Source organism: Streptomyces sp. NPDC020422 (assembly GCF_044386705.1).
In the GTDB taxonomy this organism is placed as follows: Bacteria; Actinomycetota; Actinomycetes; order Streptomycetales; family Streptomycetaceae; genus Streptomyces.
In genome coordinates this window covers 20,223-42,986 of record NZ_JBIRVJ010000002.1, presented here as the reverse complement: position 1 = coordinate 42,986, position 22,764 = coordinate 20,223, and the positions used below count along the sequence as shown (strand labels likewise).

At 74.6% G+C, this 22,764-nt stretch carries 22 protein-coding genes and 1 other RNA gene; 13 read left to right on the top strand and 10 right to left on the bottom strand.

Going from position 1 to position 22,764, the window contains the following annotated elements; all coding sequences use genetic code 11:
- The first annotated feature begins 7 nt into the window (after positions 1-7).
- On the top strand, positions 8-1,288 hold the full coding sequence (locus ACH414_RS04210) for a hypothetical protein (RefSeq protein WP_391769173.1): 1,281 nt from the start codon (positions 8-10) through the stop codon (positions 1,286-1,288).
- Here ACH414_RS04210 and ACH414_RS04205 read toward each other — a convergent pair.
- From ACH414_RS04205 to ACH414_RS04195, 3 genes are read right to left on the bottom strand one after another with little or no spacing between them, the layout of a single operon-like run.
- A complete protein-coding gene (locus tag ACH414_RS04205) occupies positions 1,285-2,418 on the bottom strand; it encodes a histidine kinase (RefSeq protein WP_382543116.1) in 1,134 nt (377 codons plus the stop codon). The two genes, ACH414_RS04210 and ACH414_RS04205, sit on opposite strands and share 4 nt — an antisense overlap.
- A gap of 9 nt (positions 2,419-2,427) precedes the next feature.
- On the bottom strand, positions 2,428-3,150 hold the full coding sequence (locus tag ACH414_RS04200; protein WP_386569702.1) for an ABC transporter permease: 723 nt from the start codon (positions 3,148-3,150) through the stop codon (positions 2,428-2,430).
- Positions 3,147-4,073 (bottom strand): ABC transporter ATP-binding protein, encoded by a 927-nt coding sequence (locus ACH414_RS04195; protein ID WP_398940766.1) that lies wholly within the window; start codon positions 4,071-4,073, stop codon positions 3,147-3,149. The genes ACH414_RS04200 and ACH414_RS04195 overlap by 4 nt, the downstream gene beginning before the upstream one ends.
- 319 nt (positions 4,074-4,392) lie before the next feature.
- On the opposite strand from ACH414_RS04195, the gene ACH414_RS04190 reads away from it, so the two are divergent.
- Genes ACH414_RS04190 through ACH414_RS04180 form a run of 3 tightly spaced genes read left to right on the top strand, consistent with a single transcriptional unit; the run spans position 4,393 to position 7,327 of the window.
- Complete coding sequence (locus tag ACH414_RS04190) at positions 4,393-5,250, top strand: MaoC/PaaZ C-terminal domain-containing protein (RefSeq protein WP_382543107.1); 858 nt, start codon at positions 4,393-4,395, stop codon at positions 5,248-5,250.
- Between the two features lie 25 nt (positions 5,251-5,275).
- Complete coding sequence (locus ACH414_RS04185) at positions 5,276-6,352, top strand: Zn-dependent alcohol dehydrogenase (RefSeq protein WP_382543104.1); 1,077 nt, start codon at positions 5,276-5,278, stop codon at positions 6,350-6,352.
- A gap of 30 nt (positions 6,353-6,382) precedes the next feature.
- Positions 6,383-7,327 (top strand): 3-oxoacyl-ACP reductase, encoded by a 945-nt coding sequence (locus ACH414_RS04180; protein ID WP_382543101.1) that lies wholly within the window; start codon positions 6,383-6,385, stop codon positions 7,325-7,327.
- An 89-nt stretch (positions 7,328-7,416) separates the two neighbouring features.
- On the opposite strand, the gene ACH414_RS04175 is transcribed toward ACH414_RS04180, so the two are convergent.
- Together ACH414_RS04175 and ACH414_RS04170 are read right to left on the bottom strand one after the other, a co-directional pair.
- Positions 7,417-7,548 carry a hypothetical protein gene (locus ACH414_RS04175; protein ID WP_382543098.1) on the bottom strand — a complete coding sequence of 44 codons (132 nt, stop codon included), beginning with the start codon at positions 7,546-7,548 and terminating at the stop codon, positions 7,417-7,419.
- A gap of 48 nt (positions 7,549-7,596) precedes the next feature.
- Complete coding sequence (locus ACH414_RS04170; protein WP_398940765.1) at positions 7,597-8,733, bottom strand: hypothetical protein; 1,137 nt, start codon at positions 8,731-8,733, stop codon at positions 7,597-7,599.
- A gap of 237 nt (positions 8,734-8,970) precedes the next feature.
- On the opposite strand from ACH414_RS04170, the gene ACH414_RS04165 reads away from it, so the two are divergent.
- From ACH414_RS04165 to ACH414_RS04145, 5 genes are all read left to right on the top strand, one after another.
- Entirely contained in the window at positions 8,971-10,011 is a 1,041-nt protein-coding gene (locus ACH414_RS04165; RefSeq protein ID WP_398940764.1) for an ABC transporter substrate-binding protein, read from the top strand.
- 299 nt (positions 10,012-10,310) lie between these two features.
- A complete protein-coding gene (locus ACH414_RS04160; protein WP_382543089.1) occupies positions 10,311-11,129 on the top strand; it encodes a Nif3-like dinuclear metal center hexameric protein in 819 nt (272 codons plus the stop codon).
- Positions 11,126-11,869, top strand: a complete 744-nt coding sequence (locus ACH414_RS04155; RefSeq protein WP_382543840.1) for a zinc ribbon domain-containing protein — start codon at positions 11,126-11,128, stop codon at positions 11,867-11,869. Before ACH414_RS04160 ends, ACH414_RS04155 begins: the two co-directional genes overlap by 4 nt.
- A 12-nt stretch (positions 11,870-11,881) precedes the next feature.
- Entirely contained in the window at positions 11,882-13,537 is a 1,656-nt protein-coding gene (locus ACH414_RS04150) for a bifunctional RNase H/acid phosphatase (RefSeq protein WP_398940763.1), read from the top strand.
- A 31-nt stretch (positions 13,538-13,568) separates the two neighbouring features.
- A complete protein-coding gene (locus tag ACH414_RS04145) occupies positions 13,569-14,378 on the top strand; it encodes a GNAT family N-acetyltransferase (protein WP_391769178.1) in 810 nt (269 codons plus the stop codon).
- Here the strand turns inward: ACH414_RS04145 and eda are convergent.
- On the bottom strand, positions 14,354-15,001 hold the full coding sequence (eda, locus tag ACH414_RS04140) for a bifunctional 4-hydroxy-2-oxoglutarate aldolase/2-dehydro-3-deoxy-phosphogluconate aldolase (RefSeq protein WP_382543081.1): 648 nt from the start codon (positions 14,999-15,001) through the stop codon (positions 14,354-14,356). The genes ACH414_RS04145 and eda overlap by 25 nt on opposite strands.
- An 83-nt stretch (positions 15,002-15,084) precedes the next feature.
- Positions 15,085-15,852, bottom strand: a complete 768-nt coding sequence (gene yaaA / locus ACH414_RS04135) for a peroxide stress protein YaaA (RefSeq protein ID WP_382543078.1) — start codon at positions 15,850-15,852, stop codon at positions 15,085-15,087.
- A 270-nt stretch (positions 15,853-16,122) separates the two neighbouring features.
- Here yaaA and ACH414_RS04130 point away from each other — a divergent pair, with 270 nt between their 5' ends.
- Positions 16,123-17,565: an RNB domain-containing ribonuclease gene (locus ACH414_RS04130; protein ID WP_398940762.1), complete on the top strand. Its 1,443-nt coding sequence runs from the start codon at positions 16,123-16,125 to the stop codon at positions 17,563-17,565.
- Here ACH414_RS04130 and ACH414_RS04125 read toward each other — a convergent pair.
- Entirely contained in the window at positions 17,510-18,358 is an 849-nt protein-coding gene (locus tag ACH414_RS04125; RefSeq protein WP_382543072.1) for a hypothetical protein, read from the bottom strand. The two genes, ACH414_RS04130 and ACH414_RS04125, sit on opposite strands and share 56 nt — an antisense overlap.
- The gene (locus tag ACH414_RS04120) at positions 18,355-19,095 is read right to left on the bottom strand and encodes a MerR family transcriptional regulator (RefSeq protein WP_398941116.1); all 741 of its coding nucleotides are present in this window, start codon (positions 19,093-19,095) and stop codon (positions 18,355-18,357) included. Before ACH414_RS04120 ends, ACH414_RS04125 begins: the two co-directional genes overlap by 4 nt.
- 177 nt (positions 19,096-19,272) lie before the next feature.
- On the opposite strand from ACH414_RS04120, the gene rnpB reads away from it, so the two are divergent.
- Positions 19,273-19,671: RNase P RNA component class A (gene rnpB / locus ACH414_RS04115), an RNA gene on the top strand.
- Positions 19,672-19,797: 126 nt separating this feature from the next.
- On the top strand, positions 19,798-20,130 hold the full coding sequence (locus tag ACH414_RS04110; protein ID WP_382543069.1) for a nuclear transport factor 2 family protein: 333 nt from the start codon (positions 19,798-19,800) through the stop codon (positions 20,128-20,130).
- Between the two features lie 86 nt (positions 20,131-20,216).
- Here the strand turns inward: ACH414_RS04110 and ACH414_RS04105 are convergent, their stop codons facing one another.
- A complete protein-coding gene (locus ACH414_RS04105; protein ID WP_382543067.1) occupies positions 20,217-20,996 on the bottom strand; it encodes an SDR family oxidoreductase in 780 nt (259 codons plus the stop codon).
- A 102-nt stretch (positions 20,997-21,098) separates the two neighbouring features.
- On the opposite strand from ACH414_RS04105, the gene ACH414_RS04100 reads away from it, so the two are divergent.
- The gene (locus ACH414_RS04100) at positions 21,099-22,733 is read left to right on the top strand and encodes an alkaline phosphatase D family protein (RefSeq protein ID WP_398940761.1); all 1,635 of its coding nucleotides are present in this window, start codon (positions 21,099-21,101) and stop codon (positions 22,731-22,733) included.
- Positions 22,734-22,764: the final 31 nt, after the last annotated feature.

Below are 22,764 nucleotides of genomic sequence, written 5' to 3'. Positions count from 1 at the left end.
CCCGACCATGGCTCCTACTCTGCGCACACGTCTCGCGGTCCTCGGGTCCGCGCTGCTCGCCGCCGCGTCAGGGCTCCTGGCGGCCGGCCCCGCCCAGGCCGCCACGCCCTTCGGGCAGCTCGACGACGCCACCGTCGCGAGCTTCCAGCTGCGGCCCGGCAACACCTTCGCCGACAACGACGCCGCCATCAAGGCCGTCGAGGCCCAGGGCGCCGTGACCGTCCGCAACGCCACCCAGGTCCTCACCTCCGGCGGCCGCACCGGCCGCAACGGGCTCTGTCACACCACCGGCCTGTCCGCCTCCCTCGCCCCCGGCGGCTTCTGCTGGGACAAGGCCGACGACACCTCCAACTCCTACACCGACGCCGGCGGCTGGACCCCGCAGGGCCTGACCGGCTCGTACGACGCCCAGCCCGACGGGCTGTGGGACGGGCGCACCGCCTTCCTCGCCTCCTGGCACTTCAGCCGGGGCATGCAGACCGGCGGCGCCCACGTCGCCAACGAGTTCAGCCGGGTCAGCCTCGTCGACACCGAGGGCGGGCAGATCCGCTACAACCACCTGCTCCTGGTCCGCCCCACCGTCGACGCCGACGGAAAGGGCAGCTTCACGGGCGTCTCCAGCCACTCCGACGGCGTCGTCTGGTACGGCAACAAGGTGTTCGTCGCCAACGGGCGCTGGCTCCAGGTGTACGACCTGCGGCACATCTGGCAGGTCAACTCCAGCACCGAGTCCGTCGGCGTCAGCGGCTCGACCTCCTCGGCCCGCTGGAGCACCTACGCCCTGCCGATGATCGGCGAGTACGTCACCAGCTCCGACGGCGGCGCCTGCGCGACCGGCACCGGCGACCGCCCCTGCCTCAACTCCCTGAGCCTCGACCGCACCGGCCAGGACGGCCTCGTCTCCGCCGAGTACAAGCCGGGCGCGGCCGGCGGCCGGGTCATCCGCTGGGCCCTCGACGCCGGCACCGCCCTCCCGTACGGGCACGCCACCGTCGCGTACTCCTCCCCGATCTGGGCCATGCAGGGCGCCGCCACCGACGGCACCTCCTGGTACCTCGCCGGTGACTGCCCCAGCGGGGTCGGCGGCGGCTCCGGCGACCCGTCGGGCGCTCCGTACTCCTGCATCCACAAGACGGCCGCCAACGCCGCCCCGCACGTCCTGACCACCGCGCCCGTCTACACCCAGAACCTCGGCTACGCGCCGGTGACCGGCCGGATCTGGGGGCTCAACGAGCGGATCAACTCGACCGAGGGCGTGCGGGTCGTGTTCTCCGTCGACCGCGCCTAGCAGGCGTCGCGGAGCTGCCCCGTCGTCTCCACGGGCAGCTCCGCCGTCACCGTGAAGCCGCCGCGCGGGCCCGGGCCCGACTCCAGCGTGCCGCCCGCCGTCGCCACGCGCTCGCGCAGGCCCTTCAGGCCGCTGCCGGGGGTGCCGTCGCCGGTGCCGCGGCCGTTGTCCGTGACGGTGAGGCGGACGCGCTCCGGGGTGCCGCCGAGCTCGATCTCGCAGCGGGTCGCGCGGCTGTGGCGTACCGCGTTGGTCGCCGACTCGCGGACCACCCAGCTCAGCAGGGCCTCCGTCTGCGGTTCCAGGGGCGGACCCGACTGGCGCACGACCGGCTCGATGCCGGCGGAGGACAGGGCGTCGCGGGCGCGGTCGAGCTCCGCGGCGAGGGTGACCTCGCGGTAGCCGCTGACCGCCTCGCGGATCTCCGTGAGGGCCTGGCGGCCGACCGACTCGATGTCCGTGATCTGCGCCAGCGCCGCGTCGAGGTCCCGCGGGGCCAGACGGCGGGCCGCCTCCGACTTCACCACGATCACCGACAGCGTGTGGCCCAGCAGGTCGTGCAGGTCGCGGGAGAAGCGCAGGCGCTCCTTCTCCACCGCCGTGCGGGCCAGCTCCTCGCGGGTCGCGCGCAGTTCCTTCACCGTCTCGGAGAGGGTGAGCACGGCCGCCGTCACCATGGCCGAGATGAACGTCCCGTACGCCACGTTGATCGCGCCCCACCCGTCGCGGAAGCCCGCCACCAGGCCGGCGACCACGCAGAGCGGGAAGACGACCCGGGCCAGCATCCGGCCGCGGACGACGGAGCCGACGGCGAGCCCGAGCAGCGGGAAGAAGAGCAGGTACGGGCCGGCGAAGGCGAGGGCGAGGGCGAGGGTGACCGCGGTCAGCGCGGCGAGCAGCCACCAGGTGGCCGGGGCCTCGCGCCTGGTGCGGTCGAAGGCCCGGAAGACGACCGTGATGTAGAGGGAGTTGAAGGCCAACAGGCCGAGGGCGCCGAACCAGGGGCTGGAGGTCTCTCCCTGGAGGAGGTTCGACACCGCGCCCATGCCCATCAGCAGCCACGGCAGCATGGCGAAGCCGTTGGGCGGGCCCATCTCTTCCGGGGTGCGGTCCCCGCGTCGCTTGCGCATGATGACTCCTCAGGCCGTCCGTGCCGAACGACGGTACGAGATCGCCGCGTACCCGCCGAACAGCGCCGCCCACGCGGCCAGGATCGTGAGCGCCGCCGCCCCCGGCATCGTCCCCTCCGTCAGCGCGCGGCCGAGCTCGGCGAAGCGGTTGGTCGGGGTGTACGAGGAGATCGTCGCCAGCCAGTGCGGGAAGAGGCTCACCGGGAACCACAGGCCGCCGACGACCGCGAGCCCCAGGTTGCAGGCCACGTTGACCACACCGGTCGTCTGGGGCGAGAGCCGGTAGCCGTTGCCCAGGCCGAGCAGCGTGAAGGGGAGCGAGCCGGCCCACAGGGCCAGGGCCACCGCGGCCCACTGCCAGGCGTCGAGCCGCACGCCGTTGACGAGCGCCCCCGCGAGCAGCACCGCGGCGATGGCCGGCAGCACCACGACCGTGCCGGTCAGGGCGCGGCCCGTGACGACCTGGCGCGGGGTCATGGGGGTGATCCGCAACTGGCGCAGCCAGCCGGAGGACTTGTCCTCGGCGACCCCGGTGCCGAGGGACAGGGCGGCGCCCAGCGCTCCGTACGCCGCCATGCCGACCATGGCCGCGGCCTTGAACTCGGGGCCGTTCTGGTCGCCGAGGTTGGTGAAGAGCAGGTACATCAGCACCGGCATGGCGATCGAGGAGATCGCGAAACCGACCTCGCGCAGGGTGCGGCGGACTTCCAGGCGGACATAGGCGGTGATCATCGGGCCGGCTCCAGGGTCTTGGCGGCGGCGCCGCCGGTCAGGGTGAGGAAGGCGTCGTTCAGGGAGACCGGGGCGACCTCCAGGCCCCGGACCGCGTGCTGCGCCGCCAGGGCGAGCACGGTGGCGTCGGAGTCGTCGCTGCGCAGATGCGCGCGGTCGCCGCGGATCTCGACCGAGGTGACGCCGGGCAGCAGGGTGAGGCCGTCGGTCGGACCGCCCGCCAGGTCGAAGGAGACCCGAGCCCCGCCGACCCTTCGCTTGAGCTGCTCGGCGGTGCCGTCGGCGAGCACCCGGCCCGAGTCGACGACGACGATCCGGTCGGCGCTGGCGTCGGCCTCCTCCAGGTAGTGGGTGGAGAACAGCACCGTGTTGCCGCGCCGCGCATAGGCCTCCATCGACTCCCAGAAGGCCTGGCGGGCCTCGACGTCCAGGGCGGCGGTCGGCTCGTCCAGCACGATGAGCTCGGGATTGCCGGCCAGCGCGACGGCGAACCGCACGCGCTGGGCCTGGCCGCCGGAGAGCCGGTCCGCCCTGCGGTCCGCGAACCCGGTCAGGCCCGCGAGTGCGAGGGCCTCGGCGACCGGCATGGGGGAGGGGTAGGTGCGGGCGACGAACGTGACCAGCTCGCGGACGGTGACCCGGGGGACCGGCCGGGCGTCCTGGAGCATGGCGCCGACCCGGCCCGCCGCGACCGCGCGGGCGGGGGTGTCGCCGAAGAGGCGGACCCGGCCGCTGTCGGGGGCGTCGAGGCCGAGGAGCAGGCCGATGGTGGTGGACTTGCCGGCGCCGTTGCGGCCCAGCACGGCGACGGTCTCGCCGCGGTGGATGGTGAGGTCGATGCCGTCCACGGCGCGGACGGGACCGTAGGTCCTGGTGGCCGCCTCGAAGGCGACCGCGGGCTCGTTCCCCGGCTCTTTCTTCATGACCACGACGCTACGGAGCGGGGCCCGGGGTCCGGCAGGAGCGCATGTACGGACCTGGCCGTGACAAATGTCCTGGGTGCCGGCCGGGGGAGGGGGAGAGGGCGGCGTCCTCCGCGGCGACCCGCGAATCTGACATGCCGTCAGGAGGGTTCCCAACCCCCGGGGCCTCCGCTATACATGGGGGTCACCGAACTGGAACAAGTTCTAGCTGTGCCCGCGTGTTCCGGCTTCGGTCCCCGCACGGCCTCGGTGCGGTCGACGGTGCGGACGGCCGCACCGAGGTCTTCCACTCCAAGGATCCCCAAGGAGCAGCAAGCCGATGCCCATTGACGCCGCCAAGGCCGTCGCCGCCGAACCCCGCAGCGCGGAGATCGGCTGGGACCACAAGGACGTCCAGCTCTACCACCTCGGCCTCGGCGCGGGCGTCCCCGCGACCGACCCCGACGAGCTGCGCTACACCCTCGAGTCACGGCTGCACGTGCTGCCCAGCTTCGCCACCGTCGCCGGCGCCGGCATGGGGGTCGTCGGCGGGCTCTCCGCCCCCGGCATCGACATCGACCTCGCCGCCGTCCTGCACGGCGGCCAGTCGATCACGCTCCACCGCCCGCTGCCCGTCTCCGGCCGGGCCGTCTCCACCTCCCGCGTCGCCGCCGTCTACGACAAGGGGAAGGCCGCCGTCCTGGTGCTCCGCTCCGAGGCCGCCGACGCGGACGGCCCGCTGTGGACCAGCGACGCGCAGATCTTCGTACGCGGCGAGGGCGGCTGGGGCGGCGACCGCGGCCCCTCCGAGCGCCTCGAACTGCCCTCCCGCGCGCCCGACGCCACCGTCGAGCGGCCCATCCGCGAGGAGCAGGCCCTGCTCTACCGCCTCTCCGGCGACTGGAACCCGCTCCACGCCGACCCGGAGTTCGCCAAGCTCGCGGGCTTCGACCGGCCGATCCTGCACGGCCTCTGCTCGTACGGCATGACCCTGAAGGCCGCCGTCGACACCCTCCTCGACGGCGACGTCACGCGCGTGCGCGCCTACCGCACCCGCTTCGCCGGGGTCGTCTTCCCGGGCGAGACCCTGCGGATCCGGATGTGGCGCCAGGAGGGCGACCGCATCCAGATCACGGTCACCGCCGTCGAGCGGGACGACGCCCCCGTACTCGCCGACACCGTCGTGGACCACTCCTGACACCACCCCCGAGGGGAGCCGCACCATGCGCGCAGCCGTACTGCACGAGATCGGCCAGGACAAACTCGAAGTCCTCGACGACGTCGAGGCGGTGGGCTTCGGCCCCGGCCGGGTGAAGATCCGGGTCCGGGCCACCGGCCTGTGCCACTCCGACGTCTCCGCCATGAGCGGCGTGCTCCCGCAGCCCGCGCCCTTCGTCCCCGGACACGAGGGCGCGGGCGAGATCGTCGACATCGGCGACGGGGTCGCCGGCCTCAGCGAGGGCCAGCGGGTGCTGCTGTGCTGGCTGCCCGCCTGCGGCAGCTGTCCGGCCTGCAAGCGCGGCCAGACCCAGCTCTGCCTGGCCGGCTTCATGAACGCCGGCATCCCCAACTTCAAGCGCCCCGGCGGCGACGTCTTCGGCTTCGCCGGCACCGGCACCTTCGCCGAGGAGGTCGTCGTCGACGCGGGCTGCGCCGTCCCCATCCCCGACGACGTGCCCTTCGACATCGCCGCGCTCATCGGCTGCGGCGTGACCACCGGGCTCGGCGCGGCCATCAACACGGCCAAGGTGGAGGCCGGTTCGTCGGTCGCCGTCATCGGCTGCGGCGGCGTCGGCATCTCCGCGATCCAGGGCGCCAAGCTCCAGGGCGCGGCCGAGATCGTCGCCGTCGACCCCGTCGAGTCCCGCCGCGAGGCCGCCCTCCGCTTCGGCGCCACCGAGGCCGTCGCCCCCGACGCGCTCGGCGACGCCAAGCAGCGGATCACCGGCGGCGAGGGCTTCGACTACGTCTTCGAGGTCGTCGGGAAGTCCGCCACCGCGCGCACGGCGTACGAGACCACCCGCCGCGGCGGCACCCTCTGCGTCGTCGGCGCGGGCGCCCTCGACGACCACCTCCAGCTCAACATGTTCGAGCTCTTCTTCGACGAGAAGCGGATCCTGCCGTCGATGTACGGGGGCGGGGACGTGCTCCGCTCGTACGAACGGGCCATCGCGCTCTGGCGGGCCGGCCGCATCGACCTGGAGTCCCTGATCACGCACCGGGTGCCGCTGGCGGGGATCAACGAGGCGCTGGAGCAGATGCGGACGGGTGTCGCGCTGCGCACCTGCATAGAGATCTGACCGGCCCCCACACCTGAGAGGACCTGCCCCATGTCACTCCCTCTTGAGGGACTGAGCGCGATCGTCACCGGTGCCGGCCGCGGGCTCGGCCGGGCCGAGGCGCTCGAACTGGCCAGGCTCGGCGCCGCCGTCGTCGTCAACGACTACGGCCAGCCAGGGCGGGACGGCTCCGGCGAGGCGTCCGCGACCCCCGCCGAGGAGGTCGTCGCCGAGATCCGCGCGGCGGGCGGCCGGGCCGTCGCCCACCTCGGCGACATCGCCGACTTCGAGACCGCGCGCGGCCTGGTCGACCTGGCCGTGGCCGAGTTCGGCAAGCTGGACGTCCTGGTCAACAACGCCGGCATCCTGCGCGACCGGATGGTCTTCTCGATGAGCGAGGAGGAGTGGGACTCGGTGATCCGGGTCCACCTCAAGGGCCACTTCAACACCACCCACTTCGCCGCCGTGCACTGGCGCGGCCGGGCGAAGGCCGGGGAGACCGGCGTGTACGGGCGGATCGTCAACACCTCGTCCGAGGCCTTCCTCGCCGGTTCGGCGGGGCAGCCCAACTACGCGGCGGCCAAGGGCGGGATCGTCGGGCTCACCACGTCCACCGCGCTCGCCCTCGCCAAGTACGGCGTCACCGCGAACGCGATCTGCCCCCGGGCGCGCACCCGGATGACCGAGGACGTCTTCGCCGGGTTCGCCGAGCCGACCGCCGAGGACCAGCTCGACCCGCTGTCGCCGGAGCACGTGGCACCGCTCGTCGGCTACCTCGCCTCCCCGGCCGCGGCCGGGGTCAACGGCCAGCTGCTCGTCGTGCACGGCGGGATGGTGGCGATCGTGGACCGCCCCAAGGTGGCCGCGAAGTTCGACACGGCGAAGGACGCCTTCACCTACGAGGAGCTGGACGGGCTGCTCACCCCGCACTACGCGGCCCGGCCGGCGGGGGAGACCTTCGCGGCGGCGGAGGTGCTGGGTCTGAAGAAGGGCTGACCGCGGTCGCGCGGACCGGTCGGGCGAGGTGGGGAAGGGGAAAGGCCCCCGGGGTGTCCCGGGGGCCTTTCCCCTGTGCGGCGGGCGGGTCAGCGCCCTTCCGGCTCGCGGCGGTGGCGGCCGTTCGGCGCGGCCGTCGAGGCCCCCGAGTCCTCCGCCGGCGCGGCCTCGCCCCGGTGCTTGCCCGAGCCGTTCGACCCCTGCGCGTCCGTGTTGCTCATGGTGGAACTCACCCCGTTGATCTCGCTCTTGCTCTGCGGCCCGTGAGTCTAACGAGCGGGTCTACGGTCCGTCAGAGGAGCCTGCTGCAACGGGACGGGCCGGCAGACCTTGGGCCGGGCGAGGGCCGCCACCGGCTCGGGGAGCTCGGCGGGCTCCTCCAGGTGCGCGAGGCCGCAGGGCGTCCCGGCCGTCGCGTACGGGAGCCGCAGCACCCCTTCGGGCGTCCACAGGCCCGCCCCGGCGAGCCAGCCCTCGGGGGCGGCCAGCTGGTGCATCCGGCGCGAGGAGGGCCGCCACATGCCGACCCAGCTGCCCGCGGCGGCGTCGATCCGCAGCGCCACCCCGCAGCCCTCCGGCATGAGCACCTGCCCCGGCTGGACGGCGAAGGGCGTCACCGCCGCGTCGTCGAGGCGCAGGCACTCGGGGAACCGCACCGGCAGCAGGCTGCCCAGGACGCCCCAGCCGAGCCGGTCGTGACCGGGCGAGGGGGCGTCGGAGCGGATGAGCAGCAGCCCGCTGTCGGGGTCGGCGAGCAGCAGCCGGTCGTGGCTCTCCTCGGTGATCTGCAGCAGCGGGGTCACCTCGCCGCCGCGCTCCAGGTCGACCGCGACCGCCTTCACCGGACCGTCGTCGAGGCGCCGGTCGAGGGCGAGCATCCGGCCCGTACGGTCCAGCCAGACGCCGCCGGAGCAGCGGCCCTTCACCTCGGCGACCTGCTCGGGCCCGAAGGCGCCGCCCGCCACCAGCCACAGGGTGGTCGTGTCCGGGCCGACGCACATCGCGTACGCGCAGATGCCGTCCGGCGACGGCGGGAGCAGCACCAGCTCCTCGGAGCCGGGCGCCTCCACGGCGCCGAGCACCAGCTCGCCGGTCTCGGGACCGGTCGGGTACAGCAGCGAGAACGTGTGCCGGCGTCCGTCGACGCGGCGACCGACCAGGACCCGCCCGTCGGCCAGCGGGAGCAGCAGCGTGCCGGGCTCCTCGGGCTGGGCGAGGGGGAGCGGTACGGCGTACGGCTCCGGGCCGTCGAGCGTCCACCGCTCGACGTACAGCGCCTCCCCGGATCCCGCGAGCCGGGCCGCGTAGGCGCCGTTCGCGGTGATCGTGAACGCTCCCCGGCCGGCGCGCGTGGGCCACACCGGGGTGCCGTCCCCGGCGGCCGTCTCGATGGCACAGGCTGTCATCGACTCGTCACCTCCGGCCACGAAGCTAGTTTTCGCACTTCCAGCCGAACAACACGACCCCACCCACTTCACCCCAAAGGGTGGCGGTCTCCGGGTTCGGCTGAGCGCGGGGGGCGGGTTGTGCTGGTGGGGCTGGGGGTAGGTAAGGTAAGGCGACCCTAAGTGGAAGCTGTCGGTCCGCTGGGTGGCCGCATGACGTCGCCCGTTGCCGTCCCGTATGCGTACAGGAGATCCCCCATGTCCCTCCGCCGTCGCGGCACCGCCGCCGCAGCCCTCGGTCTCGTCGCCGCGCTCACCCTCGCGGCCTGCGGAGGGGGTGACGGCGCCTCGGACGGAGCGAAGAAGGACGAGGGCGGCAAGAAGAAGGACGTGGCCGTCGGCGGCAAGGACTTCGGCGACGCGGCCGCCAGGACCGCCGCCCTGGGGACGGACGCCAAGCCGGGCCAGTTCCCCCGCACGCTCACCCACGCCCTCGGCGCGACCGAGATCCCCGCCGCCCCCAAGCGCGTGGTGGTCCTCGACGTCGGCGAGCTCGACAACGTCGTCTCCCTCGGCGTCAAGCCCGTCGGATACGCGCCCTCCGAGGGCGACGACGGCATCCCCGGCTACCTCAAGAAGGACGCCGGCGCCCCCGAGTCCGTCGGCACCATCAACAACCTCAACCTGGAGGCGATCGCCAACCTCCAGCCCGACCTCATCCTCGGCAGCCAGCTGCGCGCCGCGGACAAGTACGACGAGCTGTCGAAGATCGCCCCCACCGTGTTCTCCATCCGCCCGGGCTTCACCTGGAAGGAGAACTACCTGCTGAACGCCGCCGCCCTCGACAGGACCGCGGAGGCGAAGTCCAAGCTCGCCGCCTACGAGACCAAGGCGAAGCAGCTCGGGACGGACATCGGGGCCGACAAGCCGACCGTCTCCATGGTCCGCTACCTCCCCGGCAAGATCCGCCTCTACGCCAAGGCCTCCTTCATCGGCACCATCCTGGAGGACGTCGGCCTGCCCCGGCCCGCGAACCAGCGGGTGAACGACCTCGCGGTCGAGGTCAGCCCCGAGAAGATCGACCAGGCCGACGGCGACTGGATCTTCACCGGCGTCTACGGCGACCCCAAGGCCACCAAGCGCGACACCGCCCAGGCGAACCCGCTCTGGAAGAACCTGAAGGCCGTCAAGGCCGGCCAGGCCAAGGACGTCCCGGACGAGACCTGGTACCTCGGCCTCGGCGTCACCGCCGCGAACAGCGTCCTCGACGACCTGCGCGCGTACCTCGTGAAGAAGTAGGCGGCAGGGGGCGCTAGGGGGCGTAACGGGCGTACGGGGACGGAAGCGAGCGAGAGCGGCGGAAGGCCGGCCGGGCGAGCGGACGCGGGTGCGGGCGAGGGCTCGCGGGTGTCGGCGGGGGCCGCCGGTGCCAGCGGGGCGCTTGCGGGGGCTCGCGGGTGTCGGCGGGGCGCTTGCGGGGGCTCGCGGGTGTCGGCGGGGTGCGGGCGGGGGGTCCGCGGCGCGCGGACCGGCGCCGGGGGCTCCGCCGCGAGCGGCGCCGGTTCAGGCGCAAAGGCGGGACAGGTAGCCTTTCCTCCGTGCCCCGTCTGTCTGAAGTCATCGCCGAGCTCGACGCCCTCTGGCCGCCCGAGCGGGCCGAGCAGTGGGACGCCGTCGGCACCGTCTGCGGCGACCCCGACGCCGAGGTCTCCCGCGTGCTCTTCGCCGTCGACCCCGTCCAGGAGATCGTCGACGAGGCGATCGCCCTCGGCGCCGACCTGGTCGTCACCCACCACCCGCTCTATCTGCGCGGGACGACGACCGTCGCGGCCTCCCACTTCAAGGGCCGTGTCGTACACACGCTGATCAAGCACGACATCGCCCTCCACGTGGCCCACACCAACGCCGACACCGCCGACCCCGGCGTCTCCGACGCCCTCGCCGGCGCCCTCGACCTGCGGGTCACCGGACCGCTCGTCCCCGAGAACAACCTCGGCCGGATCTGCGAGCTGGACCGGCCCGAGACCCTCGCCGAGTTCGCCGCCCGCGCCGCCAAGCGGCTGCCCGCCACCGCGCAGGGCATCCGGGTGGCCGGCGACCCCGACATGGTGCTGCGCACCGTCGCCGTCAGCGGCGGCTCCGGCGACAGCCTCTTCGGCGCCGTGCGCGCCGCGGGCGTGGACGCCTTCCTCACCGCCGACCTGCGCCACCATCCCGTATCCGAGGCGACGCAGCACGCTCCGATCGGGCTCGTCGACGCCGCCCACTGGGCCACCGAATGGCCCTGGTGCGAGCAGGCCGCCGCCCAGCTCGACACGATCTCCGACCGCCACGGCTGGGACCTCCGCGTCCACGTCTCGAAGACGGTCACCGACCCCTGGTCCTCCCACCACACCTCTTCTGGAGCCCCCAACTGAACGCCGCGCCCGCCGACCAGATCCGACTCCTCGACGTCCAGGCCCTGGACGTGCGCCTCCAGCAGATCGCGCACAAGCGCCGCTCGCTGCCGGAGCACGCCGAGATCGAGTCGCTGAACAAGGACCTCACCCAGCTGCGCGACCTGCTCGTCGCCGCGCAGACCGAGGAGAGCGACTGCGCCCGCGAGCAGACCAAGGCGGAGCAGGACGTCGACCAGGTCCGCCAGCGCTCCGCGCGCGACCAGCAGCGCCTCGACTCCGGCGCCGTCTCCTCCCCGAAGGACCTGGAGAACCTCCAGCGCGAGATCGCCTCGCTCGCCAAGCGCCAGGGCGACCTCGAGGAGATCGTCCTGGAGGTCATGGAGCGCCGCGAGTCCGCCCAGGAGCGCGTCGCCGAGCTGACCGAGCGGGTCGCCGCCGTGCAGGCCAAGACCGACGACGCCACCGGCCGCCGCGACGCCGCGCAGGCCGAGCTGGACGCCGAGAGCGCCTCGGTCGCCAAGGAGCGCGAGCTCGTGGCGGGTTCCGTCCCGGCGGACCTGATGAAGCTGTACGAGAAGCTGCGCGAGCAGCAGGGCGGGGTCGGCGCGGCGCGGCTGTACCAGCGCAAGTGCGAGGGCTGCCACATCGAGCTGAACATCACCGAGCTCAACGAGGTCCGCGCGGCCGCCGCCGACGCCGTGGTGCGCTGCGAGAACTGCCGTCGGATCCTGGTCCGCACCTCCGAGTCCGGCCTGTAAGGACGACCCGTCATGGCGACGTCGAGGGAGCTGATCGTCGAGGCCGACGGGGGCTCCCGGGGCAACCCGGGGCCCGCCGGTTACGGGGCGGTGGTGCTGGACCCGGTGACGGGGGAGACCCTCGCGGAGCGGGCCGAGTTCATCGGCGTCGCCACGAACAACGTCGCCGAGTACAAGGGGCTGGTGGCCGGACTGACGGCCGCCAGGGAGCTGTTCCCCGAGGCGACGGTCCATGTCCGGATGGACTCCAAGCTGGTCGTCGAGCAGATGTCCGGCCGCTGGAAGATCAAGCACCCGGACATGAAGCCGCTGGCGGCCGCGGCCGCGCGCGTCTTCCCGCCGGGCCGGGTCCGTTACGAGTGGATCCCGCGCGAGCGCAACAAGCACGCCGACCGGCTCGCCAACGAGGCGATGGACGCCGGGCGCCGGGGCGAGCAGTGGAGCCCCGCCGCGTCGACCGCCGCGCTGAACCCGACGGCCGACCTGGCCGCCGCCCGCAAGGCCGCGGGCGACGCGACGGCGGGCGCGGCCCGCGCCCGCGCCGCCCTGGCCGGCGCCCGCCCCGAGCCCGAGGGCCTCTTCGCCCCGGACGCGGCGCGCGCCGCGCTCGCCACGGCGGCGGAGGCGGACCGCGAGGCGGCCCGGAGCGCCGCCCCGGAAGCGACCGGCGACTTCGAGGCAGAGGCCGGACGCGAGGCTCCGACGGGCCACGCGGCGCGTGCGGCGGGGGCGGCCCCGGGCGCCCCGATGGCGCCTGCGGCCACGGGAGCCGCGGCGCCGACTTCCGCGCCTGCTGCGGCTGCGGCGCAGGCTCCCGCGCCTGCTGCGGCTGCGACCACGGCACCGGCTCCCGCGCCCGCGGGCTCCGGGCCTGCGGCTTCCGCGGCTGCGGCTACGGCGCCGGCTACCGCGCCCGTGGGCTCCGGGCCTGCGGCTTCCGCGCCTGCTGCGGCTACGGCGCCGGCTACCGCGCCCGCCGCTCCCGCCGCCCCCGCCCCGCAGTCCGCCGCCCCCGTCTCCCAGGGCTGGTCCGGCCCCGACATGGGGGCCCCGGCGACGTTCGTGCTGCTCCGGCACGGGGAGACGGCGCTCACCCCCGAGAAGCGCTTCTCCGGCAGCGGCGGCGGCGACCCCGAGCTGTCGCCCGCGGGCCGCCGGCAGGCGGAGGCCGTGGCCGCCTCGCTCGCCGCGCGCGGCACGATCCAGGAGATCGTCAGCTCGCCGCTCACCCGCTGCCGCCAGACCGCCGAAGCCGTCGCCGCGCGCCTCGGCCTGGACGTGCGGATCGAGAACGGCCTGCGGGAGACCGACTTCGGCGCCTGGGAGGGCCTGACCTTCGCCGAGGTCCGCGAGCGCTACAAGGACGACCTCGACGCCTGGCTCGCCTCTCCGAAGGCCGCGCCGACCGGCGGCGGGGAGAGCTTCGCGACCGTCGCCCGCCGCGTCTCCGCCACCCGCGACCGCCTGACCGCCGCCTACGCGGGCCGCACGGTCCTCCTGGTCACCCATGTGACCCCCATCAAGACCCTGGTCCGCCTCGCCCTCGGCGCCCCGCCGGAGTCCCTGTTCCGGATGGAGCTGTCGGCGGCGTCGATCTCGGCCGTGGCCTACTACGCCGACGGCAACGCGTCCGTACGCCTCCTCAACGACACCTCGCACCTGCGCTAGGGGCGCGCGGGTCCGGACAGGGGGAACCGTCATGGGCTGGCACCTCACCGAGGACCCCGGCGTGTTCCGGGCTGCGGTCGAGGGGTACCTCGCAGCCGCGCCCGCCCGGAACACCGCCCTGCTCACCCAGCTCGACACGGCCGGGCCGCGCGGCTGGTGGGCCGACCCCGCGGACGGGCGGGTCGCGGGGGCGTTCCTGGTCTCGCCGCCGGGGGTGCCGCTGCTCGGCACGATGCCGGACGTCGCGGCGCGGGAGCTGCCCGGCCTGCTGGCGGATCTGCCGGAGGGCGTCGTCAGCGGGGTGCGGGGTGAGACGGCGACCGTCGAGGCGTTCGCCGAGGCCGACGGGCGCCCCTTCGTCCGCACCCGCGGCATGCGGCTCTACCGGCTCGGCGGGGCGCTCACCCCACCGCACCCCGCGCCGCCCGGCCGGGCCCGCGTCGCGGGACCGAAGGACGTGCCGCTCGCGGTCGCCTGGATGCGGGAGTTCGCGCGGGACATCGGGGAGGACCCGGACGCCGACTACACCGCGAACATCGAGGGGCGCGTCGCCGACGCCCGGCTACGGCTGTGGGAGGTGGCGGGCCGACCGGTCGCGATGGCCTCCGTCTCGCGGGTCGTCGCGGGCCAGGCGCGGGTCTCGCCCGTCTACACCCCGCCCGCCGACCGCGCCCGCGGCTACGGAGGCGCCGTCACCTGTGCCGTCAGCCGGGCCGCCCTCGACGCCGGCGCCCGGCAGGTGCTGCTCTTCACCGATCTGGCCAACCCCACCAGCAACGCGCTCTACCAGCGGCTCGGATACCGGCCGCTCGGCGATCACTGCGCCGTCGAGTTCGGCTGACGGGCCAGGCCCGCCGCCTCCCGTGCGAGCGTCTCCACGCGCCCCCAGTCGCGGGCCGCGAGGGCGTCCGGGGGGAGCATCCACGTACCGCCGACGCAGGCGACGTTCGGCAGGGAGAGATAGGCCGGGGCGGAGGCGAGGGAGATGCCGCCGGTCGGGCAGAAGCGGGCCTGGGGGAGGGGGCCGCCCAGGGACTTCAGATACGGCACGCCGCCGGCCGCCTGGGCCGGGAAGAACTTCATGTCCGTCACCCCGCGTTCGAGCAGTGCCACGACCTCCGAGGTCGTCGACACCCCGGGCAGGAACGGCACGCCCGAGCCGTGCATCGACTCCAGGAGGGCGTCCGTCCAGCCGGGGCTGACCAGGAAGCGCGCCCCCGCTGTGACCGCGTCCGCCGCGTGCGCGGGCGAGACGACCGTGCCCGCGCCGACGACCGCGCCCGGGACCTCCGCCGCGACCGCCCGGATCGCGTCGAGGGCCGCGGGGGTGCGCAGGGTCACCTCGATCAGCGGGAGGCCGCCGGCCACGAGGGCGCGGGCCAGCGGTACGGCGTCGGAGGCGTCCTCGATCACGACGACGGGGACGACGGGGGCGGCGGGGGCAAGGTCGAGCACGCTCGTCATGGCCCCATCCTGCCGACGGCGAACGGTTGCTGCAACGAGCGTTGCGCATGTTGCAACGCACTGCGAGGGCGCAGGCGGCGGGCCTAGTGGATCTCGTCCACCAGGACGTCGAGCACCCCGGCCTTGCCACCCTCCTCGACCACGTACCCGAGGTCCCGCAGCGCCACCGTCAGCTCCGCGCGGTCCGCGGGGGCCGCGCCCGCCTCCAGGAGGCTCCGCACGATGCGCCCCTTCGTCGCCTTGTTGAAGTGGCTGACCACCTTCCGGGTCGGCGCGTGCAGCACCCGGACCGTCGCCGTGCGCGCCGCGAGCTCGCCCTTCGGCTTCCACGCCGCCGCGTACGCCGAGGAGCGCAGGTCCAGGACCAGGCCGTCCCCGGCCTCCTCCGGCATGACCGAGGCCATCGCCCCGCGCCAGTGCGCGCCGAGCGCTCCCAGGCCCGGCAGCTTGACGCCCATCGAGCAGCGGTACGAGGGGATCAGGTCGCCCACCCGCACGGCGCCCCACAGCCCCGAGAAGACCAGCAGCGCGCGGTCGGCGCGCTTCCGGGCCGCCGCGTCCAGCGTCGCCAGGCCCAGCGCGTCGTACAGGACGCCCGTGTACACCTCCCCTGCGGGCCGCGCGCCGGCCGTCCGCAGCTCGGCGTTCTTCGCGACCTCGCCCCGCAGGCCCTCGCTCAGCCCGAGCACCTCGCGCGCCTTCTCCTCGTCGGCGGCGCACAGCTCGACCAGCTCGTCGAGCACCGCGGCCCGCGCCTGCGCGAGCCCCGGCAGCGACAGCCCCTCGAGCTTCAGCGGCGCCCCACGCCCCGAGGAGGCCTTGCCTTCGGAGGGCGGCAACAGGACGAGCACGGCGGTTCTCCTTCGTACGTACGGGGTGGGGGTGCGGCCCCGGTGCACCAGCGTACGAGGTGCCGGGCGCCGCACGGCGCGGCCTCCGGCACGGTCGGGCGCGCCCCGCCCCGCGCCCGCCCTCCGTCCCGTCCCCGCTCCCCGTCCCCGCTCCCCGTCCCGCGCTCGGCGTGCGCCGCCGCCGCGCCCCCGCACGCCCGCCCGCTCCCGCTCCACCCCCGTCCCCCGCACGACATGCCGCCCCCGGCACCCCGTCCTACGCTCGGGTCCATGCCCCGCAGACACATCCACGTGACCGCCGCAGCGGACGCCCCGCTGTCGGCCGCCCTGCGCGCACTCCGTACCAAGCTGGCGATCCCGGTCGCCTTCCCGCCGGCCGTCCTCGCCGAGGCGGAGGCCGCGGCCAAGGAGCCGCACCTGCCCTCCTACGACGCCACCGACATCCCCTTCTTCACCATCGACCCGCCGACCTCCAAGGACCTGGACCAGGCCATGCACCTGGCCCGCCGCCCCGAGGGCGGCTACCGCGTCCACTACGCCATCGCCGACGTCGCCGCCTTCGTCACCCCCGGCGGCGAGATCGACGCCGAGGCGCACAAGCGGGCGACGACGCTCTACCTCCCCGACGGCAAGGTGCCGCTGCACCCGCCCGTGCTCTCCGAGAAGGCGGCCAGCCTCCTGGCCGGCAACACCGCGCCCGCCCTCCTGTGGCGCATCGACCTCGACGCCGACGGCCGCCAGGTCTCCGTCGACGTGCGCCGCGCCCTCGTCCGCAGCCGGACCCGGCTCGACTACGCGGGCGCGCAGGCCCAGATCGACGCGGGCACCGCTCCGGAGCCGCTCGCGCTCCTGAAGTACGTCGGAGGCCTGCGCGAGGCCCTGGAGATCGAACGCGGCGGCGTCTCGCTCAACGTCCCCGAGCAGGAGGTCGTCGAGACCGACGGCACCTACGCGCTGCACTACCGCGCCCCGCTCCCCGTCGACGGCTGGAACGCGCAGATCTCCCTGCTGACCGGCATGGCCGCCGCCGATCTGATGATCGCCGCGGGCACGGGCATCCTGCGCACCCTGCCGCCCGCCCCGGACGGGGCCGTCGCCCAGCTGAGGCTCTCGGCCAAGGCGCTGGGGATCGACTGGCCGCACCACATGTCGTACGCGGACCTCATCCGCTCCCTCGACCCGGACAACAGCCGGCACGCCGCCTTCCTCCAGGACGCCACCAGCCTGCTGCGCGGCTCCGACTACACCCCCTTCACCGGCGGGCACACCCCGCAGCCGGCGGTGCACGCCGCCGTCGCCGACGAGTACACCCACGTCACGGCCCCGCTGCGGCGCCTGATCGACCGCTACGCCGGCGAGCTGAGCCTCGCCGCGGTCGCGGGCACGGCGCCGCCCGAGTGGGTCCTCAGCGCCCTCGACGGGCTGCCCGCGGACATGGCGAAGGGGACGAAGCTCGCCAACAAGGCCGAGCGGGAGAGCGTCGACATCGTCGAGGCGGCGCTGATGAGCCACCGGATCGGCGAGACCTTCGACTCGATCGTCATCGACGTGCAGGAACACGAGCCGGGCGTCGGCACCGTCCACCTCCCCGAACCGGCCGTCGTCGGCCGCGTCGAGGCCGACGGGGCGCGGCTGCCGCTCGGCGATCCGCTGCGGGTCAGACTGACGAAGGCGGATCCGGGACGGGACAAGGTGCTGTTCGCCCCGGCGTGAGCGCGCCCCGCGAGCCGTACGCCTCGCGCGCTTCCCCCACCGCCCGTACGAGCGCCCGCGCGTCGTCCGCGTGCAGCCGGACCACCCGCACCGGACGGGGCGCCCCCAGCAGCCGGGGCGCCGGGACCGGCTCGGTGAGCTCGACCGTGACGGAGGTCTCCGAGCCGACCGCCAGGTTCAGCTCGCCCTCCGCCTTCCCGTGGGAGAACAGCGACTCCCGGCGGACGGCGGCGATCCGCTCCAGCGGGATGCGCACGTCGACGTGGGCCGCCTGCCGCACCCGCAGCGCCTCCGCGGTGAGCAGGTGCGGCCGGGTCGCCGAGGCGGCGTGCAGCCCGAGGACGAACAGCACGGTGTACACGTCGAGGACCAGGAAGACGGCGTGGACCACCGGCCACGGCGCCAGCAGGTACGACATGCCGACGGTCTCCACGACGCACACGAAGGCGAAGCCGTACATGAGGGCCGCCTGGTCCCGCGCGTGCGGGAACGCCCGGACGCCCGGACCGACTCCGTGCGGCCGGCGGGCGACCCAGCGCCCCAGGCTCGCGAGGAGCCGCAGCTCGTGCCCGACCAGCCGCAGCACGGGTTCCGGTACGAGCCGTCCGAGCGCGGCCCGGGCGGACAGCCCGCGCCGCCGCAGCCGCAGGTAGCCCACGGCCTCGGCGGCGAGGAGCAGGACCACGGCCGCCTCGGCGCCGGCCAGGACGGGCCCGGGGATCCGTATCCCGGCGACGAGGCAGAGGCCGAGCACGAGCTCGGCGGGGAGCAGGGCGTACGCGGCGTACCTCATCGCGTCCGCTCCCACACCAGCCGCAGCGCGTGCCGTACGGCCGTGGCCTGGGCGGGGGCGAGCTCGCCGAAGAAGACGTCGGCGGGCCCGCTCCCGGGCAGTTCCACGCCCGCCTCGTCCGGCAGACAGGCGGCGAGCACCGCGCCCGCCTCCGCGACCCCCGGGTCGTCGGGCGCCGCCTCCGCGAGGGCGTCGAGGCGCGCGTACACCTCGGGCGCCTGCCCGGCCGCGCCGCGCATCAGCTCCATCAGCCGGGCCCGCTCCTCCGCCGGCACCACGGTGTCGAACAGGGCCAGCAGCTCCCGGTCCTTGGCGGCCGTCGGCGACGCGGCGACGCCGGGCGCCTCGCCCAGCTCGGCCAGCAGCCCGGCCAGCTCCGCGGAGACCGGCCCCTCCGCGGGCAGCCGTCCCTCCCGGGCCTGCGCGAGCAGCTCCGCGAGCCGCGCCCGCCGCTCCCGGATCACCCGCTCCTGCCGCGCGAGGTCCCCGTCCAGCTCCTCCAGGACCTCCACCAGCTCCCGCCCGGCCTGGTCCGCGAGCACGTCCCGCACCTCGTCGAGCCCGAGCCCCAGCTCGGTCAGCCGCCGGATCCGCGCGAGCAGCACGGCGTCCCGGATCCCGTACTCCCGATACCCGTTCGCCCGCCGCGCGGGCTCGGGCAGCAGCCCGAGGTGGTGGTAGTGCCGCACGGCCCGGGGGGTGACCCCGACGAGCGCGGCGAACTCGCCGATCCGCATGCCTTTGCCCATGGGGCCAGTAGAAACCCTGCCGCTGCGACAAGGTCAAGCGGGCTTCGGGACCCGGTGCGGATGGACCCTCGCGCTCCCGGCCCCCTTCGGCTTCGGGCCGGAGACCGCCGACTTCCTCTGACCGGATCGGCCCCGATCGGCAGGTAGCATGGGCGGCACGGCAGACGAGCCGGGCGGGCGGCCGCGTGGAGACCTTCGGGTCTTCCCGAGGAACGTCCGGGCTCCACAGGGCAAGGTGGTGGCTAACGGCCACCCGGGGTGACCCGCGGGACAGTGCCACAGAAAACAGACCGCCGGGGACCTCGGTCCTCGGTAAGGGTGAAACGGTGGTGTAAGAGACCACCAGCGCCTGAGGTGACTCAGGCGGCTCGGTAAACCCCACCAGGAGCAAGGTCAAAAGGGAACACCCCGGTGTTCCTGCGCGGACGTTCGAGGGCTGCCCGCCCGAGTCCGCGGGTAGACCGCACGAGGCCGGCGGCAACGCCGGTCCTAGATGGATGGCCGTCACCCCGACGACCGCGAGGTCCCGGGGTACAGAACCCGGCGTACAGCCCGACTCGTCTGCCCCCGAACGTGAAGCCCCCGCCTGCGCGGGGGCTTCGTTCGTTCCGGCCCGCCCCGTTCCCCCGGCCGGGGGCCGTAGTGGTGTCGGTGCCGGAGGGTGGCCGTCCCGGGGTGTACGGGTGGGGCATGACCATTCCCGTGGACCGGCTCAGCGACCCCACCGTGCGGGCCTTCGTCACCGCTCTCAACGCCAACGACCGGCAGGCCTTCGCCGCCGTGCTCGCGCCCGGCGCCACCATGTCCGACGACGGGTCGGACCGGAACCTGGAGGAGTGGACCGAGCGGGAGGTGTTCTCCTCCAACGGGCGCATGGAGGTCGAGGCGGAGTCGGACGGCGGGCGGTCGCTCGTCGCGACCTACAGCAACGACACCTGGGGGGCGATGCGGACCGCCTGGCGGTTCGTCGTCGAGGGCGGGAAGGTCGCCCGGTTCGAGACCGGCCAGGCACCCGCCGACTGACGCCCGCTCGTCGGGCCCCGGGCCGGGGCAGCCCCGCCAAGGGCGCTGTCGTTGTGCTGGTCGATGCTGCGCAGGCCCGGGCCGGGTCAGCCCCGTCCGATGTACGGCATCGCCGTCGCCATCACCGTCGCGAACTGCACGTTCGCCTCCAGCGGCAGGCCCGCCATGTGCACCACGGTCGCCGCCACGTCCGCCGCGTCCATGACCGGCTCCGCCGCCAGCTCGCCGTTGGCCTGGAGGATGCCGGTCTGCATGCGGGCCGTCATCTCCGTCGCCGCGTTGCCGATGTCGAGCTGACCGCACGCGATCCGGTACGGGCGCCCGTCCAGCGACAGGGACTTCGTCAGGCCCGTCATCGCGTGCTTGGTCGCCGTGTACGCGATCGAGTGCGGGCGCGGCACGTGCGCCGAGACGGAGCCGTTGTTGATGATGCGGCCGCCCTGCGGGGACTGGTCCTTCATCGCGCGGAAGGCGGCCTGCGCGCACAGGAACGCGCCCGTCAGGTTGACGTCCACGACCGCCCGCCAGGTCTCCGGGTCCAGGTCCTCCACCGGCGTGCCGCCGCCCGCGAACGTACCCGCGTTGTTGAAGAGCAGGTCGACCCGGCCCCAGTGCTCCCGGACGGCCTCGAAGAGGGCCGCGACCTGCTCGGCGGAGGTCACGTCGGTGGGGACGCACAGCGCCCCGGCGGGTGAGGGGAAGGCCGCCGCCGTCTCCTCCAGGGCCGCCGCGCGGCGGCCCGCGAGCGCCACCGACCAGCCCGCCCCGGCCAGGGCCCGCGCCACGCTCCGGCCGATGCCCGATCCCGCTCCCGTCACCACTGCGATGCTCATGGGCGCGCAGCGTACGGCAGACCGGTGCCCCATGAACTCATCCGTCCGACACGTGGATGTCCTGTACCCGACAACGGGGGGTCGCTCCGTCCGCCTGCAATACCCGACGGACAACATCCGTCAGGGGAGGGGTACATGACCACCGACCACGCCCACGCCGACGAACTGCGCGCCGCCGCCAGCCACTTCGGGCGCCGCCGCTTCCTCACCGTCACCGGCGCCGCCGCCGCGCTCGCCTTCGCCGTGAACCTGCCCGCCGCCGGCGCGGCGGCCGCCGCCGAGCTCGACGCGCGCCGGATAGCCGAGGACCCGTTCACCCTGGGGGTGGCGTCCGGCGACCCGCTGCCCGGCTCCGTCCTGCTGTGGACGCGGCTCGCGCCCCGCCCGTACGAGACCGGCGGCGGCCTGCCCGCCGGCCGCCGGGTGGGCGTCGAGTGGGAGCTCGCCCATGACGAGCGCTTCCGCCGGGTCGTCCGGCGCGGAACCGCCCTCGCGCACCCCGAGCTCGACCACACCGTCCACGTCGAGGTCGAGCACCTCGCCCCCGGGCGCCCCTACTTCTACCGCTTCCGCGCCGGGGAGTGGACCAGCCCGGTGGGCCGCACCCGCACCGCGCCCGCGCCCGGCGCGTACCCCGCGGGCCTCAGGCTCGCCGCCGTCTCCTGCCAGGCGTACCACGACGGCTACTTCACGGCCTACCGGCACCTCGCCGACGAGGACGTCGACCTCGTCTTCCACCTCGGCGACTACCTGTACGAGTACGCCGTGAACGGCGCCGGCGGCGCCCGCGCCTACAAGGACCGGGTGCTGCCCGGCGTGTTCGACCGGGAGACCCTGACCCTGGAGGACTACCGGCTGCGCTACGCGCTCTACAAGTCCGACCCCGACCTGATCGCCGCCCACGCCGCCCACCCCTTCGCCGTCACCTGGGACGACCACGAGACCGAGAACAACTACGCCGGCGACATCCCCGAGAACGACGTGCCGCCGGAGGAGTTCCTGATCCGCCGCGCCGCCGCCTACCGCGCCTACTGGGAGAACCAGCCGCTGCGCCGCCCCCAGCGGCCCCAGGGTCCGGACATGCGGCTCTACCGGCGGCTGCGCTTCGGGCGGCTCGCGCAGTTCGACATCCTCGACACCCGGCAGTACCGCTCGGACCAGGCGTACGGCGACGGCTGGCAGGTCCCCGGCCCGGAGTCGGAGGACCCGGCGCGCACCCTGACCGGCGCCGCCCAGGAGCGCTGGCTGACCGACGGCTGGCGCGAGTCCCGGGCGCTGTGGAACGTGCTGCCCCAGCAGGTGGTGTTCTCCGAGCGCCGCAGCGTCCCCAACGAGGCCTTCAAGCTGTCGATGGACTCCTGGGACGGCTACCCCGCCTCCCGGCGGCGCGTCCTGGCGGGCGCGGAGGCGGCCGGGGTCGAGAACCTCATGGTGCTCACGGGGGACGTGCACGTCGCGTACGGCATGGACATCAAGGCCGACTTCCGCGACCCCGACTCCCGGACCCTCGGCACCGAGATCGTCACCACCTCGATCAGCAGCGGGAAGAACGGTGCCCAGCGGCCGTCCAACTACGCCGACCTCACCCGGGCCAATCCTCATCTGAGGTTCTACGACGGGCGCCGCGGCTATGTGACGGTCGCGCTCGGGCGGGACAGCGCGCGGGCCGACTTCCGTACGGTCGCCGCCGTGACGACCCCCGGCGCCCCGGTCACCACCGCCGCGTCGTTCGTCACCGAGGCGGGCGCCCCCGGACTCACCCCCGCCTAACATAGGGAAGGATTCAACGAAACGGAGCAGC

What these genes read in the sequence shown, in the direction of transcription:
- ACH414_RS04195 (WP_398940766.1), bottom strand. Translation starts at nt 4,073, where the DNA reads ATGAAGAAAGAGCCGGGGAACGAGCCCGCGGTCGCCTTCGAGGCGGCC.
- ACH414_RS04210 (WP_391769173.1), top strand. Translation starts at nt 8, where the DNA reads ATGGCTCCTACTCTGCGCACACGTCTCGCGGTCCTCGGGTCCGCGCTG.
- ACH414_RS04180 (WP_382543101.1), top strand. Translation starts at nt 6,383, where the DNA reads ATGTCACTCCCTCTTGAGGGACTGAGCGCGATCGTCACCGGTGCCGGC.
- ACH414_RS04200 (WP_386569702.1), bottom strand. Translation starts at nt 3,150, where the DNA reads ATGATCACCGCCTATGTCCGCCTGGAAGTCCGCCGCACCCTGCGCGAG.
- ACH414_RS04205 (WP_382543116.1), bottom strand. Translation starts at nt 2,418, where the DNA reads ATGCGCAAGCGACGCGGGGACCGCACCCCGGAAGAGATGGGCCCGCCC.
- ACH414_RS04130 (WP_398940762.1), top strand. Translation starts at nt 16,123, where the DNA reads ATGCCCCGCAGACACATCCACGTGACCGCCGCAGCGGACGCCCCGCTG.
- ACH414_RS04170 (WP_398940765.1), bottom strand. Translation starts at nt 8,733, where the DNA reads ATGACAGCCTGTGCCATCGAGACGGCCGCCGGGGACGGCACCCCGGTG.
- ACH414_RS04105 (WP_382543067.1), bottom strand. Translation starts at nt 20,996, where the DNA reads ATGGGGCACCGGTCTGCCGTACGCTGCGCGCCCATGAGCATCGCAGTG.
- ACH414_RS04125 (WP_382543072.1), bottom strand. Translation starts at nt 18,358, where the DNA reads ATGAGGTACGCCGCGTACGCCCTGCTCCCCGCCGAGCTCGTGCTCGGC.
- ACH414_RS04185 (WP_382543104.1), top strand. Translation starts at nt 5,276, where the DNA reads ATGCGCGCAGCCGTACTGCACGAGATCGGCCAGGACAAACTCGAAGTC.
- ACH414_RS04100 (WP_398940761.1), top strand. Translation starts at nt 21,099, where the DNA reads ATGACCACCGACCACGCCCACGCCGACGAACTGCGCGCCGCCGCCAGC.
- ACH414_RS04150 (WP_398940763.1), top strand. Translation starts at nt 11,882, where the DNA reads ATGGCGACGTCGAGGGAGCTGATCGTCGAGGCCGACGGGGGCTCCCGG.
- eda (WP_382543081.1), bottom strand. Translation starts at nt 15,001, where the DNA reads ATGACGAGCGTGCTCGACCTTGCCCCCGCCGCCCCCGTCGTCCCCGTC.
- ACH414_RS04120 (WP_398941116.1), bottom strand. Translation starts at nt 19,095, where the DNA reads ATGCGGATCGGCGAGTTCGCCGCGCTCGTCGGGGTCACCCCCCGGGCC.
- ACH414_RS04190 (WP_382543107.1), top strand. Translation starts at nt 4,393, where the DNA reads ATGCCCATTGACGCCGCCAAGGCCGTCGCCGCCGAACCCCGCAGCGCG.
- ACH414_RS04145 (WP_391769178.1), top strand. Translation starts at nt 13,569, where the DNA reads ATGGGCTGGCACCTCACCGAGGACCCCGGCGTGTTCCGGGCTGCGGTC.
- ACH414_RS04175 (WP_382543098.1), bottom strand. Translation starts at nt 7,548, where the DNA reads ATGAGCAACACGGACGCGCAGGGGTCGAACGGCTCGGGCAAGCACCGG.
- ACH414_RS04165 (WP_398940764.1), top strand. Translation starts at nt 8,971, where the DNA reads ATGTCCCTCCGCCGTCGCGGCACCGCCGCCGCAGCCCTCGGTCTCGTC.
- ACH414_RS04110 (WP_382543069.1), top strand. Translation starts at nt 19,798, where the DNA reads ATGACCATTCCCGTGGACCGGCTCAGCGACCCCACCGTGCGGGCCTTC.